12 protein-coding genes are annotated in these 14578 nt (G+C 52.3%); 7 read left to right on the top strand and 5 right to left on the bottom strand.

The features are described 5' to 3' along the window. Positions 1 to 3 precede the first annotated feature (3 nt). From VD17_RS18285 to gfa, 3 genes are all read right to left on the bottom strand, one after another. Positions 4 to 2217, bottom strand: coding sequence for a membrane protein (locus VD17_RS18285; protein ID WP_046054994.1), 2214 nt, complete (start codon positions 2215 to 2217; stop codon positions 4 to 6). 41 nt (positions 2218 to 2258) lie between these two features. Continuing rightward, complete coding sequence (gene wecB, locus VD17_RS18280) at positions 2259 to 3497, bottom strand: non-hydrolyzing UDP-N-acetylglucosamine 2-epimerase (protein ID WP_080932032.1); 1239 nt, start codon at positions 3495 to 3497, stop codon at positions 2259 to 2261. Positions 3498 to 4176: 679 nt separating this feature from the next. After that, entirely contained in the window at positions 4177 to 4755 is a 579-nt protein-coding gene (gene gfa / locus VD17_RS18275) for an S-(hydroxymethyl)glutathione synthase (protein WP_046054992.1), read from the bottom strand. 304 nt (positions 4756 to 5059) lie between these two features. Here gfa and VD17_RS18270 point away from each other — a divergent pair, with 304 nt between their 5' ends. The 6 genes from VD17_RS18270 to VD17_RS18245 all read left to right on the top strand — a co-directional run bounded on the left by VD17_RS18270 (position 5060) and on the right by VD17_RS18245 (position 12249). Beyond that, on the top strand, positions 5060 to 5698 hold the full coding sequence (locus VD17_RS18270) for a dTMP kinase (RefSeq protein WP_046054991.1): 639 nt from the start codon (positions 5060 to 5062) through the stop codon (positions 5696 to 5698). 1338 nt (positions 5699 to 7036) lie between these two features. Further along, on the top strand, positions 7037 to 8818 hold the full coding sequence (locus VD17_RS31260; RefSeq protein WP_052962715.1) for a Mu transposase C-terminal domain-containing protein: 1782 nt from the start codon (positions 7037 to 7039) through the stop codon (positions 8816 to 8818). A gap of 180 nt (positions 8819 to 8998) precedes the next feature. After that, positions 8999 to 9904, top strand: a complete 906-nt coding sequence (locus VD17_RS18260) for a TniB family NTP-binding protein (protein ID WP_259674574.1) — start codon at positions 8999 to 9001, stop codon at positions 9902 to 9904. Then, a complete protein-coding gene (locus tag VD17_RS18255; protein ID WP_046054990.1) occupies positions 9901 to 10710 on the top strand; it encodes a hypothetical protein in 810 nt (269 codons plus the stop codon). Before VD17_RS18260 ends, VD17_RS18255 begins: the two co-directional genes overlap by 4 nt. 4 nt (positions 10711 to 10714) lie before the next feature. Continuing rightward, a complete protein-coding gene (locus VD17_RS32255) occupies positions 10715 to 11776 on the top strand; it encodes a hypothetical protein (protein ID WP_185753182.1) in 1062 nt (353 codons plus the stop codon). After that, on the top strand, positions 11776 to 12249 hold the full coding sequence (locus VD17_RS18245; RefSeq protein ID WP_046054988.1) for a hypothetical protein: 474 nt from the start codon (positions 11776 to 11778) through the stop codon (positions 12247 to 12249). The genes VD17_RS32255 and VD17_RS18245 overlap by 1 nt, the downstream gene beginning before the upstream one ends. A 345-nt stretch (positions 12250 to 12594) precedes the next feature. Here VD17_RS18245 and VD17_RS18240 read toward each other — a convergent pair whose 3' ends face one another. Further along, the gene (locus VD17_RS18240) at positions 12595 to 12849 is read right to left on the bottom strand and encodes a type B 50S ribosomal protein L31 (protein ID WP_046054987.1); all 255 of its coding nucleotides are present in this window, start codon (positions 12847 to 12849) and stop codon (positions 12595 to 12597) included. Positions 12850 to 13153: 304 nt separating this feature from the next. Between VD17_RS18240 and VD17_RS18235 the strand changes: the two genes are divergently transcribed. Then, the gene (locus VD17_RS18235; protein WP_052962714.1) at positions 13154 to 13726 is read left to right on the top strand and encodes a hypothetical protein; all 573 of its coding nucleotides are present in this window, start codon (positions 13154 to 13156) and stop codon (positions 13724 to 13726) included. Between the two features lie 332 nt (positions 13727 to 14058). On the opposite strand, the gene VD17_RS18230 is transcribed toward VD17_RS18235, so the two are convergent. Next, positions 14059 to 14526: a hypothetical protein gene (locus VD17_RS18230; RefSeq protein ID WP_046054986.1), complete on the bottom strand. Its 468-nt coding sequence runs from the start codon at positions 14524 to 14526 to the stop codon at positions 14059 to 14061. Positions 14527 to 14578 lie beyond the last annotated feature (52 nt).

Raw genomic sequence — 14578 nt, 5'->3', positions numbered from 1 at the left:
CCGTTACTGGCGATTGCGACGGGCGTTACGGCCGGCCAGCAACAGGATGAGGACCAACAGGATGCCACCCGGAATCAGCCACAACAGCGACGGCTTGCGCCAGGCGTCGAGGCCCTTGGGTGCTTCGTTGTCGATCAATTGGCTGCCGCTTGGGTCCTGGGTGTCGAAGGTGGTCAGTGCACCGTTGTCACCGAGGATGGCCACGTCGCCGCGGGTCAGCAGAATCTGCTTGGCGAAACGTGGGGCGTCATTGCCCAAGGTGCGATAGACCAGACCGTGCTGGCCGCTGGCATCCACCACTTGCAACGAGGCCAGGTGGTTGAGGGGATGCACGTCCAGCAACATCTGATCCTTGTGATTGATGCGCAGGCGACCCTGTTCATCAACCTGCACCGATTCTTTGCTGTCCTTGATCGGCAGCTCGAAGGCGAGGAAGGCTTTGTCCGGTGTGACCGAGGCTTTCGGGTCGGCACTGACCTTCAGTTGCGCCCGCAGCGGCGAAACACCGGCGCCGTCAGCCACCGAAATCACCTGCGGCAAACTGCTCGCCGGATGCTCGAGGTAGGCCTGTGGCACGAGGATTTGCGTGTCCATGGCAAAGCGCGCGGCCATGCCGGAGAAGTCATCACCCAGGGCAGTTTTATCCAGCACGATGTGGCTGGTCGGCAGCACCGAGACCGGGAACGCCTGTGGCGTTTCCAGGCAACGATCGCTGACCGGCTGACGTTGGAACGACACGCGCAAAACGTTCTTCGAACCCAGGGCGTAACGCGGGATACGAGCTTCGATGCGTTGCTGTTCACCGTTGGCCACGAGCTGTTGCGCGCCAATCAGGTAATCGTTGAGAAACAGCGAGGCCACCGGCGCGGTGTCCGATGCGCCGGGTGCGGCAGACACATCGACTACCGCTTTCACTGGCAGGCGCCCGTCGTAGGCCACGCTGCCCAGAGGGAACGAAGTGCTCCAGTCGGACTTGGCCAGCACGTCGATGGCGCCGGGGTTACCGCCCAGGCGCGACAAGGCCACACGACCGTCGGCGCTCAATGGCATTTGTGCTTCGCTGATCGTCAATTGGCGGCTGCGTGCCAGTGCGTTCCAGGCCGTGCTGAACAGGGCCAGCGCCTTACCGGTTGCTTGCGGCGCGATCATCAGCACCGGGCGGGTGCCCAGCAATGCCAGGCGCACGTTGTCAGTACCGGTGGCGGCCAGACCTGCATTGATATGCCGCTCACGCCATTGTGCGAAGGCGCTGGCGGCTGTGGCATCGAGGCCTTGAATCTGGCTCAACAGCGCGTCCAGCGATTCGTTGACGGCTTTAAGCAGTTGCGGGTCGTTGATGGCCAGATCCGCCTGGACGTTCGCTGTCTGCCCCAACATCAGCAATGCGCCGATTTCCGCCGGGTTGGCGAGAACGTGCGGACCTTTGCCGTTGAGGCTGGCGAACGCTGGAATGCCTTGCAGTTCGGCCGGGATGCGCAGGCCGTTCAGGTCAACGCTGTCTTGTACGGCAGGGAAGGGCAGGATCTGGCTGTGTTTGCCAATCCGCTCCAGTGCCACACCAAGACGCCAGGCCGCATCGTAGCTGTCGGCGGACAAGGTGCCCGGCGCGACCATGATTCCCGGTTTGCCAGGCAGCGCCGTCCAGGCAGCGCCGACGTCCTGCAACTGGCTGGCGTCGTAGCTGTAAGTGAGGCGGGTGTCCGGTTCGATTCGCAAGACGTTGCCGATGGCGCGTTCGTCTTCGCACAACACACGGGACACGATCGACGACCAGGCAATGCCCAGGCGCAGCGAGCCGCTGTCCCGCGCTTTCTTGTCCACGCCCAGCGTGGCGCTGGCGTCACCCTTTGGTTCGCTGAGTCCCTGAGCGCTCACCGGATAGCCGTCGAGCGACAGCAGCAAGGTGTTGCGTCCACCTTCACCATTGAGGTAGCTGGCGTCGAAATTCAGCGTCGCATCCGTCAGCGGCACGCCCGCCGGCACGGGAAGATACAGCTCGCGCCGGGCGTCGGTGGAGCCGAGGATGATCGGTGCATCGATCCCCAGATCGCTCAAGCGGATCTCACGCTCTTGTCGCGTGTCGGCGTTGAGTCGGTTGATCGCCTGGGTGAGCGGGCTGTCCGCGGCCAGAGCAAAAGTCGGCATGAGCGCGAGCAGGCTCACACCACAGGCAAGGGCGCTAAGCGTGCCCGTATGGATGGCAACGGAAGACTTCATTCAGGTAGATCTCGAGCTGATAAGGGGAGGAGCGGTTTGGTTTATAGAGAGGTGAAAGCCGGGAGACTTTTTTCGGGTACAGGTAGCCCTGACAGGTAGTGCTGGAACTTGGGCAATCGCCCCCCCGTCACGACGAAATCATCGACCGGACGGCCCATCAGGGCATCGACGATGCGCGCACTGGCCTTGCCATCGCCGTAAGGGTTGGCAGTTTGGGAGCATCGGCGCCACAGCAGGTCGTCATCGAACAGTGCGTTGACGCCAGCGATGATCGAGTCCGGCGAGGTGCCGACCAGACGCACGGTGCCCGCTGCGACAGCTTCGGGGCGTTCAGTCACATCGCGCATCACCAGCACCGGTTTGCCCAGCGACGGCGCTTCTTCCTGCACGCCACCAGAGTCGGTGAGGATCACATGCGCACGTTGCATCAGGCGCACGAAGGCCAGGTAGTCCAGCGGCTTGATCAGGTGCACGTTGGGCAGATCGCCCAGCTGCTCGGTGACCGGGCCCATGACATTGGGATTCAAGTGCACCGGATAGACGATCTGGATATCTGTGCGCCGCGCCAGATGGCTCAAGGCCTTGCAGATATCCAGGAAGCCTTCGCCAAAGTTTTCCCGGCGATGCCCGGTCACCAGCAGAACCTTGCGGCCGGTTTGCAAGAACGAGAACTGTTGGTCCAGGCTTGCCCGCAGGTCAGCGTCTTGCTCAATGCGCCGCGCCGTCATCTGCAAAGCGTCAATCACCGTGTTGCCGGTCACGAAGGTGCGACCTTGAAGGCGTTCGCCGAGCAGGTTTTGGCGCGATTCTTGGGTCGGCGCAAACAGCATGTCTGCACTGAGGTCGATGCAGCGGCGGTTCATTTCTTCTGGCCACGGGCTGTAGATATCGCCGGTTCGCAGCCCGGCTTCGACATGACCGACCGGGATGCGTCGATGGAACGCAGCCATCGAGGCAACCATGGCTGACGTGGTGTCGCCGTGTACCAGCACCCGGTCCGGGCGGGTCATTTCCAGCACGGGGTCAATCGCCCCGTAAAGCGCTGCGGTCAACGAGTTGAGCGATTGGTGCGGCGTCATCACATCAAGGGTGTAATCGGCCTTGAGGTCGAACAGATCCAGCACCTGTTTAAGCATGCTTTGATGTTGGCCAGTGATGCATATCTGCGAATGAATGCCAGGTTCCGCAGCGAGGGCTTTGACCAAAGGCGCCATCTTGATGGCTTCTGGACGGGTACCGAAGATCGAAAGGATTTTAATCCTTGAATGATGGCGAGCGATGATGTCTTCCTTGCGCAGTTTTAGTGCGCAGCACAACAACGGCCCAGGTTTTATTGATACCTGAACACGTCATCGTTATTTGAATTTAGTAAGACCGGGGTAATCAGCGTGAGTCTAATGTTCACTTCATACGAGGTGGCACATCGCCTAAGAACCCGGAACCGGCCGGATTATTAGCATTGATGGTAAATGTTTTAAAGCGTTATACGTGCAATTTATTTTAATAATTAAAGTTTGAAACTTTTGTGGTTGCGGTCGGTCTTTTTTAGGTTTTGATGATTTTCAAAAGTTTTAGACAGGTTATTTTTACACCGACAACTCATTGTTTTTTAACGAAATTATTTATTTCATATCCATTCGTCAGCTTGAATGAATTATTCAATCATTATAACGGTCGTGAACTATGCGTTTACGGCCTGGCTTTCTAGCGTGAGGGTTATGATAGTCACTGAACTGACGCCTGTATATTGTCATGACGAAATAAGTGTTTATTTCGAAGTAATAAATGAACTTTCCCTCCGCCTTCATTTATTGATAAGCCCTCCGCCTATATTGGTTAGGCTGGTGACTGGAAGAAGGGGATCTTTGAGTCATCCATAACAGTGAAGCAACACTCCATGTACCACCGTTAGAAATGGCGCCGCCGCGGTCCGACGAAGACACCGCGGCGGCCGATCGATCAGGCGGCGGGGAGCAAGCCTTTCTGTTTGGCGACATGAGTCGCCAGTGCGTCCATCAAGTCCGGGGACAGGCAGTCGTAGGGCTCCAGGCCGATCTCGCGCAGGCGCTCACGAATGGCCTTCATTTGCGCTGGCGGTGTGCCGGTTTCGATGATCGAGGACACGAACGCCGCGAAGCCCGGCGCAGCCCATCCGCTCTGGGGAGAAAGTTCTGTGTGGACGAAGTCCAGACCATAAAATGCATGGTTCTTGTTCTCGATGCGCCCGAAGAGATGGGCGTGGCATTGCTTGCAGGCGTGCCGCTGGATGGTGGCGGTTTCGTCGACAATTTCCAGTTTTTCGCCGTGGGCAATGACGCTGACCTTATCCCGAGGTACTACGGCAATCACGGCGAATGTCGCGTGTTGCGGTTTCCAGCATTTGCTGCAGCCGCACGCGTGGTTATGAAGGGTTTGTGCGTCGATCTTGACCTCGACCTTGTCGGTCGCACACAGGCATTGCAGGGTGCCGCCTGTGAAATTCGCGGCGGCGGGTTGGATACCGTTGTCCAGTGCGGGGTGAAGTTTCAAGGTGCTCACGTTGGCTTCTCCATTTCAGGGTGTTAGACGAACGTGCCTGGGGGCGAGCTGTTGCCTCCGGGTAGGCCTGAGAAAATCATAGTTCAAAGGCGCACTAAAAACTGAGTAGACGCAGAGCTATCAAGTACCGATGTTCATAAGCGGCTGTAACCCTGGATTTTGGGACCCGTTAGCCAAAAACCGGGTTAGAGTGTTCATCAATGTCTGTTCATAAGGACCCTCCACTCGATTTGCGTAGTCGCGCCCAGCGGCTCCAGCGAATGAACAGGGCAAAAAAAACCGTATATCAACCGTTATGTGAAGAATGAATCGTTCGCTGTTTGTTTCTCTAGATGGGCCCAAGGGAGCCGGCAAAACCACACTGTTGGAGGCTATTACGAAAGTACTGAGGGCGGACAACAAAAAGGTGATCCGACTTTGCGAGAGAAAAAGCGATCCCTACAGGGGTGAAACAATGACCCTCGTGAACAAACTCGTCAGAAATCCCACGCGGGATTTGGAGATGCGGATTTGTGAACGCTTTGCTGATAGCCGGACCTGGATTTCCCGGCACGTGCTGGCTAAACAGCCACCAGACAGCATCATCCTGATCGATCGCTGGTATCCGTCTGATGCCGCGTTTCGCCGGATAGTCCCGTTTGCAGAGATACTACAGTTGAACATTGATCGAAACGTGCGAGTGCCAGACCTGCATGTCGGGGTTGTCACCGCGCCTGATATTTCATGGGCGAGGGCATCGGCACGACAGCGTGGGCTGGGCAGTACTGTGATCCATAAGCTGGAAGAACATGTCGCTTGTACCAAGGCGTTCGAGCAAGCGATTGCAGATCACGGCTGGGTTTTATGCCGTAATGAAGGAACGATCGAAGACGCAACAATGCAGGTAGTTTCTGAGATTTATAGAGTCCTTCGATGCGCCGTAGGTGCTCCAATCGCGAAATGACCGGACATTCCTAAGTGTATGATTTTGTTGATTAAACATATTTGTTGTGATCAATCAGCGGACTTTTTCCGGGAATTTCCGCTGAAGAAAGCAAATGTTACGGGAATGTCCGTAGATTAATTTTCGTGTTTTCGGGAATGTCCGCTGATTAATTCAGAGGGTTCATTGGCTAAGCTAAGGGCCAATAAACCCTTTACTGCAGGATGGATAAGCGCTCCACCCTCGGCCAACTGGCTAGATCGCGAGGATAGCCAGATGATCCTGGCGGTGAACATTAAGGCCCTCGGCATGGTGGTAACTACTGCCTGTACCTCGCGGCAATGTACCGAGCGCTAATGAAAGAAAGAGCCGCACTACAGTACAGCTGGCAGACATGATTCAACCTGGCAGGATCGGCTGGTGAGCGGCTGAAGGCCTGCACGAAAGGCTAATACGCGATCCGACGGGCAAACCAGTCCGGATCGATATTCTCGTGATGGTAAATACCCAAGACGACCCGGTGCATCCTCCCGGTGGGGTCGAAGCAATCCATCAGTCCCTTCGGTGAGGTCATCCACCCTCATCGCAAAAAAACGAAGGCGGGCTTCCTTGAAACGAGGGAGCAACGACAGCCTAACTCGTCCTACTGGATTCATGCAGAGTGAGTTGAACGTGCAGCCGTACTGAGCGAAGAGTGGGCTAGGAAACATCGTCTTTTCGGCGGCAAAGCCGTCGCCTGCTCTTTGACTCCAAATCAAGCTTTCAGCAGGTAAACAGCCTCAGTTCGGTGGCAAGCCAGAGAGGGTGTCTGAGATGAGGATGGATAACTTCATCAGATGCGCATCAATATAACTATAATTCGACTCATTATAACCATTGCAACCATCAATATATATTATCCAAGCATCTTGCTCGGCAAGTTCGATTTCAAAATGAAATTTCAAGTTTTTTGATCGAAAATATTGATTGTTTCAAGTCAAGTTTGCATTGAATGCTTCGATTGGACAAATCGGAAGTTGCAATCGTAAGCGATTAAGCCAAAAATTGAAGCGTGAATAAAATTAAAAATATAGTGTTCTCGAATTTCTAGAGGCCGCGATCTAGACGGCTTTCCATTTAAAATTAATCTAATTTCAAATCAAATTTACTATTTATTTCTCCGGCTCTTAGTGCTCTTGGCCGGCCAGTTGCGAACTTCGTTCAGATGAGATTAACTGATTTTGCTTCGACGCAATCGAAGCCTGTAACTACCGCTCTTTAAAAAACTAATGCAATAGATCGAAGGCCATCATCGCGGCGTCAGTGTGCGCAATAAACGCACTGCGCCAGAAGGACTTCATTCTGTATGGGCAATGATCAATGAAAAAAGTAACCAAGGAATGCATCTCACGAGCCAAGACTGCATTGAGCTCAAAGAGTACCGCTAGCGAAGTAGGGCGACACAAGTTGGCCGCAACACGGTATGCCATTTTAAGGGACTACAAAGATGGTCATCTGAAAGCCGACAAAGCAATGAGCATGCTTGGTTTACAGAAAACAGTGTTTTACGAGCTGGTTAAACGCATGGAAGGCGCTACCAGCTACCGGACAATCGTAACGGATAGCCCGGGACGCAAAGACGGTCTCATGGTGACAAATTCAGAGGTGCTAAAGCTCATCGAAGAGATGTTTCTTGAGCACTATCCGGATTCGAAGAAGATCTCAGTCGTTTGGAAAGCGTGTCAGGCACAAGCAGACAACAGAAGGATGCTGCGACCCAGCTATCACACGGTCAAACGTTGGATTAATTCCAAAGGCGAGCGGTTGCTTCACGCCATGACACACTCCAGTGACCAGACCAAGCAAAAGTATGAGGCAAGGGCAGGGTACAAGGTCACTACAAGGCCTCTGGAATGGGTGCAGTTCGACCATACCGTCGTTGATCTACTCGTCGTGGATGAAAACGATCGTAACGTCATCATCGGGCGACCTTGGATCAGCCTCGCTGTGGATCTACACACCCGTGTGGTTCTGGGGTTTTACCTGTCGTTCCTGCCGCCAAGTGCCGTCTCGGTGGCCATGCTGATGGAAAGCTGCGTTTTGCCCAAGGACCCGTTTCTCGCGAAACTTGGACTCCCTGGGTATTTGCTGCCGATGCATGGCTTACCCGAGGTGATTCACACCGACAACGCAAAGGAGTTCATCTCCGATGTCTTTGTGCTGAACGCCAAGGATTTTGGTATCGATGTACAGCACAGGGACATCCCCCAAAAGCACCAAGGGGGTCACATTGAAAGTCTGATTGGCAAGTTGATGCTCAACACGGTTCACGGGCTACCTGGCAGTACGGGATCGAACACTGTCCAGCGCAAGCATCTGAGAAGCGCGAAGCGTGCAGGCATTACGTTGACAGGCCTGCGGGAAATCCTTTGCTATCACTTCCATGCCTATCACGACTCCAAGCATTCTGCCCTGGGCAAATCACCCGAGGAGGCATGGAACGAGCATTACGCGAAATACCCGGGACCTAAGATGCTCGATGCGGCGCAGCACGAAGACTTCAAGTACCGGTTTTATCCCGAGATCCATGATAAGCAGATCGTTCCTGAGGGCATTGAGCTGTTTCGCAGGTTTTACTTCGATTCAGCGATCAAGAATAGAGTCCGAGAAAAAGTGCTGGTTAAGTACGATCCGTACGATCTCAGTTTTATTTTTGTAAACCTGGATGGTACTTGGAAGAAAATTCCGTGTAAGAGGAACAACTTTAATAAAAGCGCTGATTTTGAAACGTACCGTTGGCAACGCCAACAAAAAGGGGCTCGAGACGGCACGATGGGCAAGGCAGGGGCGCAGTCATTCAGTGAAGCGCACAAGGTTAAAAAGGCCGAGGTGAAATTAACCACTCAGGAGAAACGCAAAAGGAAAGCGGAAAAGGGTAAGGAGGACTACAAAGAACAAGCGTCTACTCATAAAAAAGCTCCCATTCACAAAGACATCAATACGTCCTTGAAACCAGGAGCGACCACAACGACAAAATCAAACCCGAAAGGCCAGAAAAAAGAGGCGTCCAACGTGTACAACATTAGTAAATTGTTTCAATCCGAAACCATTGTTGATTTCGATGATGCTCCAGTGGTCATCTATGACAGTAACACCCGTTAGTCGCATTATTCGCCTTTCATCCATCAAGCGATGGGGCGGCATCCTCTCATTCGATCTGTTGCATGAATCTAATTAGCATTCGATACACGCGGTACATCACGCATTTGTATATATGTTTGCATGGATTGCAAACCCTGTTCATCTGAACAGATTCTTAACGTTAAAACATGAGGCATTTTTATGTCAAAGTACCCGCACGTCCACATTTCGGCATTACAACACTTCGACAAGTCTAATGAAGATAGGCTTTTGGCGTGTGCCAATGATTTTTGGGTCCATCATCCGAATGCACAAAAGATCCTCTTGAGGGTGCAGATGGCAATGAAAACAAGGAACAAGATTAATGCGCCAAGTATGTTGATCATTGCGCCTCCAGGAGGAGGCAAATCGGCGCTGATCGATAAAATGAAAATGGATAATCAAACTTCCGAAAACAAGATGATATTCGTCACCATGCACCAAAGCCCAAATGGGTACTCGCTTCGCGATCTCATCCTGAGTGAGATGGGGCTTGGCGTCGGGCGAAGGGCCCGACAAGGCGACAACATCACCCCTGAGATGCAGTACAAAATTCGTACTGAGAACATCAGAGGTATTGTGATCGACGAAGTCCATGATGCGCTGACACTGACTGAAGTCCAGCAGCGAATCAACTTGTCGCTTCTGAAAAATCTTTCGGGCTCGACCTACGGCTTATCAGTTTTTGCCTTTGGGATTCCGGATGCTGCAAAGGTGCTTCGCCGCGATCTTCAATTGGAGCGGCGTTATCCGGTGGTGTCGCTGTCCGGCTGGGACAACGGCCCCGAGTTTCGCAGTTTTGTGGCGACTTATATCCATCATTTGCCGTTGAAGAAACCGACGAATTTCAAAGATCAAGTGCTGTTTTTGAAGATCATGGAAAAGGGTGATGGCCTCATGGACAATGTCGTCAAGATTATCCAGGCCTCCGCTATGGCCAGCATCCTGGATGGCTCGGAACACATCAATCATCGCCATCTCGACAACATCGAAGAGATCATGGCCAATTTCAACTACGCGCTTTCGATCTCTGATCCTGAAGCCGCAGACGAGGCTGGCGCAGCGTGAATCTGGATGCACGTCGCGATATCGCTCGCAGCGTACTGGAAGGCCGTCATGGCTTCCAGTTTCGCTGGGACTCATGGAACCAAGCGCATGACGCGCTTGATTCCATCTCTAAATCAACAGCAAGCGCTGTCGTCATGGTGCGAGGACCGGCCGGCGCAGGCATCACCAGCTTGTTGGACGCGTTTGTCGCCAATCATTCAACGACGGTGATTGTTGTTCGGCACGACATATTCTTAAGCCGTGTGAGTCTGGTAGATCGAGTTCAACAGATGGTTTTCCCTACCAGCGAGTTTGGATGGCTTAAACAGGTTCCGAAGAGTCTGGTTGAATTCGTAAAACTGACCAACCGCAGGACAATTGTGATTGATGACGCAGAAATCATCATTAACGAAAGGGATTCAGTGGGAAATATAATTGACGACATGCTCAAATTCGCTATGAGTGCCGCAGGGATGCAGGTGATATTTTCAACACGCCGCGTTCCATTACAAAACGAATTCTGCAAAATCAAAACGGTTCAAACATCAGATATTTCACTAAGTGGCGCGCTGACGGGTCAAAACTGGTCTGATCTGAAGGCTCAGTTTTGTCACTGGTCCAACTCTCGATACGGTTTGAATATTCGAGTGCAGGACCGGGATCAATTTGCGACAACGGCGGACGAGCTTGAAATTGACCGAGCTATGTCATTGCTCGAAGTGCTCTATTGCACAGAGCTTCTTCACGATCAACTGCCAACTGCGATGTCAGGGGCGAGGGCAACGGAAGATCTGAAATGGGAGGTGCAGCGTGTCTTGTTCGGGTGAATCGATGCAAGATGGTGAAGCAGCGATCCTGCTCCAAGGTTTGCGACGTCTGGAACAGTTGGGGATCAGCAAGCCCGTTGTTGGAGAATGCCTGTCGTCCTGGAGTTATCGGATTAATCTACAAATCAATGGGCCCATTTTCGATCATCCAAAGTATGTTTCGGATGCTCGCGGAATTGTACAAAGTGACGCCCCTGATTCATCCGGGATCAGATTCGTTGACCCCGACGGGGTGGCATCCAACGATTGGGTAGACAACTGCGTCCAAACCCTAGACATTCCTCGCCAATGGTTCGAATGTCAGTTTCCTTTTTTTGAGCGTCCCTACACGCCTTTGCGGTATCGACGAGCCTTCTGTTACCAATGCCTTGCGCAGAGCATGCAAGCGACGGGATTGCCTGCATGGAAGTCAGACTGGCGGCATCTTGCGCAACCCATGTGTAGCGTGCATGCCGTTCCTCTTCTGGACGCTCCTGTTTCGTTTGCCTTGACACTTGATCACCCAGCGCGTGCATTTACTTGGTACTGGGATTCGTTGCATGCCAAAGAGCACCATGAGCGTATTTGTAACGCTTGGCCGCTTCGAAACGCATTCGCTTTCGATGTGCAACGTCGCATTGATGCTCTTCGTGAAAAGGCAACAGATCATGTGGAGCGAGCTCAGATTGAAGGATTCATACTGTCTCTAATGCGAGCGGTCATGATGCCTTGCTTGCACTATGCTTTTCCTAAAGTTGTGTTTTCAGATTGGGGCGGACCTAACGTCTATCGCCGTGATGCTTTCTATCTCAATTTTTACCAAGAGATTTATCGCGCATCGTCTATTGCAAGAGTAAGCGCGCTTTATCTGTGTGGACTGCTTTTGGGGTGGATCACAGAAGAAGAGGGGAACTCGACCAACTCAGAAGGTTATTTTACGCCAGCTCGAGCATGGGTTATCTGGGAACTAATGGAGGAGCATTTTAACCTGTTGACGTTGCTCGGCGACGAGCTTCGTCATTACGAAAGTATAAGTCTTAACATTTCACTGCTTGCCGACATTCCTCGCTGCTGGAGGCCAACATAATGAAGTATGTGTTTGCGTGGTACTGGCGCCCGGCATTTCGTGTCCATTTACCCGGCGAATATGCGAGCTATGCCATGATCGTGTGTTTGCAAGTGAACGGAGTCACCGGTGAAATATTGTCCTACTCGATTACCTTCGGAGATCAGATCACAAATGTCCATCGGATACCGTTCGTGAAACATGACAGTGGCGAGCTATTCGCCAAGACCAATGCGTTACGGATGGACTACAAGAAACATCTTTTGAAGCTTGAAACTGACTCCCTCAGAAATTCGTTAGGCCCTGTTCGTTTCAGCAGGACGGATTTTAATGGGGATTTTGAAAGGAGATGGTTGCGAATGTTCTATGATTGGCAGCGACATGAACTGGAGCAGGTGGCTGATCCCTATAACATCATGCTGGGTACGCTGAAGCAGATGTTGGAATGCGCTATTCGTCGAATAAATAGTGAGACGCTAGCCCAGGCCCTTTAGGGCTTTTCATCAATGCCAAATGAGCATTGAACATTCCTGCTGCATGGTGAAGAACAACCACCGCTAAGTGTGTTTTCGGCTAACGGAATCAACCGAAAGTCGGGCGACTCTGGCGGCTCACTTTGTATCAGCGCCATCAACGACCTTGAGCCAGGCGATTGGCTGCTTCAATGTCTTTAAAATTGGTTTCAAGGATCCTGCACAACTGAACATCCCAGCAGGATCCCAGCGTGGAATCCGCTATTGGCCTCAAGCGCTGTCGACGGTCAAAAAAAACAGCCCCTTGAATCAAAGGGCTGCTAGAGATTGCTGATTGGCGGTTGATGAAAGTCATCCATAAGGGCCCTAGCGTGCGCTAAAGCCTGCGAAGCGTTTGTTGAAGCCAGCAATTCGCCCCTCGTTGGTCGCTTTGCGTTGCTGATGCGTATACACGGGATGCGAAGCACTCGACACATCCAACGCGACATAGGGGTAGGTGTTGCCATCGCTGTGCTTTTGCGTGCTGCTGGTGTGTGCGGTAGAGCTGATGAGAAAAAATGCATCCGCAGCGGTGTCGTGGAACAGCACTGGACGATAGTTCGGATGGGTAGCTGCTTTCATGGTGTTCTCCGTTCTCAAGTGACAATGACAGTTTGACGAAGATATCGGCACTGCCCTGGAGAGCGTTCGCCGACTGCTTGATAGCAATCATCGTGCAATTTGGACCGCAAGTAGAATCGTTTTAGATGATAATACCAATCTTAGCGACCGATGTTGTTTTCCTTCACATCGCTCGCCAGCATGCGATGCTAACGCGCGTTGCGTTATGAGATTTCAAGGCGTCGCCTGTACGGGTATGCATCCTATAGTGCAAAGCTTTTTTCCCATTCCTGGGATCAACCATGACGAACTCAAGGAGCAAGCTATGTCAATCGGCGATGGCCAAAACCTGCAACCTGATGGACTGGAAGAATTCTCTGACGAGATGATACTGCTGGGCCTGGCGATGCTGGGCGCACAAAAGTTTGAATTCGCTTTGTATGGCATGGCATCACATCTGAAGGCGCACGATCGTAGATTCAAAGACCTGACAGCTGAAGAGTTTCTACGGGGCGATGGCACAAAAACTAAACAGACTTTGGGGGCTATTGCTCAGACCTACGGGGCTCAGTTTCAGTTTGATGGTGATGAATTGATGCGATTCGTGATTGATCGGAACCTGATTGCTCACGATTACTGGCGGCTGACTCGAGCTAAGATCAACGGTGGCAGAACACTACCTAATCCCAAGGAATTTCTTCTCAACTTTATTAAACGCTGCGACACGTGGACTCGCCTGTGCCAAGGCTGGATTACCCTAGCCAAGACCGCTGCAGCAGAGCTTTCAGGTCGACTCGACGAAATCAATGAGACTCCCGAGTCAATACAGAAGATGTTGGAGTACCTCATTCATGTTCTGGAGCGTCCAGCCGCTGAAAAGCCAGCAGAGGAAAGCTGACTCTCGCACCGCCCAGGAGATGTATCGACAGCTTAAGCGTTAACCTAGGTACTGAGCTCCGAGATGGCCGCGTCTTTCTTATGCGCCGGGGGCCCAAGCCCGCGGCGACACCTGCCTTCACTTCCTCAATCCTGCGGGCCAATTCGATGCAAAAAAAGCCGCGAATGGTCATGACGGCGACATGTCACAAATCATCCTCGGTGTCCATATTGCTGGCTTGCGGTTGCTCAGAAGTGGCTTTGCAGCGTTCGTAGTTAACCGTGACTGAGATACGACGCATGGATGCGATGCGTTGCGTTGCTTCAAATAACTGGGGCAATGAGGAAATCAGGTTAGAACTCGATCGAGATTTTGACCTGGCTAGTTTCAACTCCATACGTCCATGCCAACCGAGTAGCAGCGTCCTTGGCCGTCAATGACTCGAATGGCTTCTCTACGTTTGACGTAAGGAGATTTCCAACCTGGAACAGCGCCTCAACGTCCAGCAGTTCAATCTTAGCGTGCTGAAGCCATTTGTCTCGAATGATTTTCGAGACCTCAAGCCAGCCTTCCGATAGAGAAGCGATACGACCTAACGAGGCAGTTATGGTCTTTGGATAATCGCCAGATGTGATGACGAAACGGCTGATTTGTGCGACCCAGTGAGGAATCCCACGGTCATTTACGATCAATACGTATTCGCCAAGCATCAGGTCTTCAATAGACGATTCACCCTCCACAATAGTCAAACTGATTTCTCGTTTCGACCGTAGCTCGATGGATCGTGCGTGGGTGTAATTAACCGTTATTATTTTTTTCATTTTGCCCCCTGAATTAATAAAGCCGCTAGGAGTATCTGCTGTGCTTGTGCAG

It is taken from the genome of Pseudomonas fluorescens (assembly GCF_000968015.1).
GTDB classification, from domain to species: Bacteria; Pseudomonadota; Gammaproteobacteria; order Pseudomonadales; family Pseudomonadaceae; genus Aquipseudomonas; species Aquipseudomonas fluorescens_W.
The sequence above is the reverse complement of the archived record's forward strand: the minus strand, read 5'-3'. Positions and strand labels throughout refer to the sequence as shown.

What these genes read in the sequence shown, in the direction of transcription:
- VD17_RS32255 (WP_185753182.1), top strand. Translation starts at nt 10,715, where the DNA reads ATGCAAGATGGTGAAGCAGCGATCCTGCTCCAAGGTTTGCGACGTCTG.
- VD17_RS18270 (WP_046054991.1), top strand. Translation starts at nt 5,060, where the DNA reads ATGAATCGTTCGCTGTTTGTTTCTCTAGATGGGCCCAAGGGAGCCGGC.
- VD17_RS18235 (WP_052962714.1), top strand. Translation starts at nt 13,154, where the DNA reads ATGTCAATCGGCGATGGCCAAAACCTGCAACCTGATGGACTGGAAGAA.
- VD17_RS18260 (WP_259674574.1), top strand. Translation starts at nt 8,999, where the DNA reads ATGTCAAAGTACCCGCACGTCCACATTTCGGCATTACAACACTTCGAC.
- VD17_RS18285 (WP_046054994.1), bottom strand. Translation starts at nt 2,217, where the DNA reads ATGAAGTCTTCCGTTGCCATCCATACGGGCACGCTTAGCGCCCTTGCC.
- VD17_RS18245 (WP_046054988.1), top strand. Translation starts at nt 11,776, where the DNA reads ATGAAGTATGTGTTTGCGTGGTACTGGCGCCCGGCATTTCGTGTCCAT.
- VD17_RS18240 (WP_046054987.1), bottom strand. Translation starts at nt 12,849, where the DNA reads ATGAAAGCAGCTACCCATCCGAACTATCGTCCAGTGCTGTTCCACGAC.
- VD17_RS18230 (WP_046054986.1), bottom strand. Translation starts at nt 14,526, where the DNA reads ATGAAAAAAATAATAACGGTTAATTACACCCACGCACGATCCATCGAG.
- VD17_RS31260 (WP_052962715.1), top strand. Translation starts at nt 7,037, where the DNA reads ATGAAAAAAGTAACCAAGGAATGCATCTCACGAGCCAAGACTGCATTG.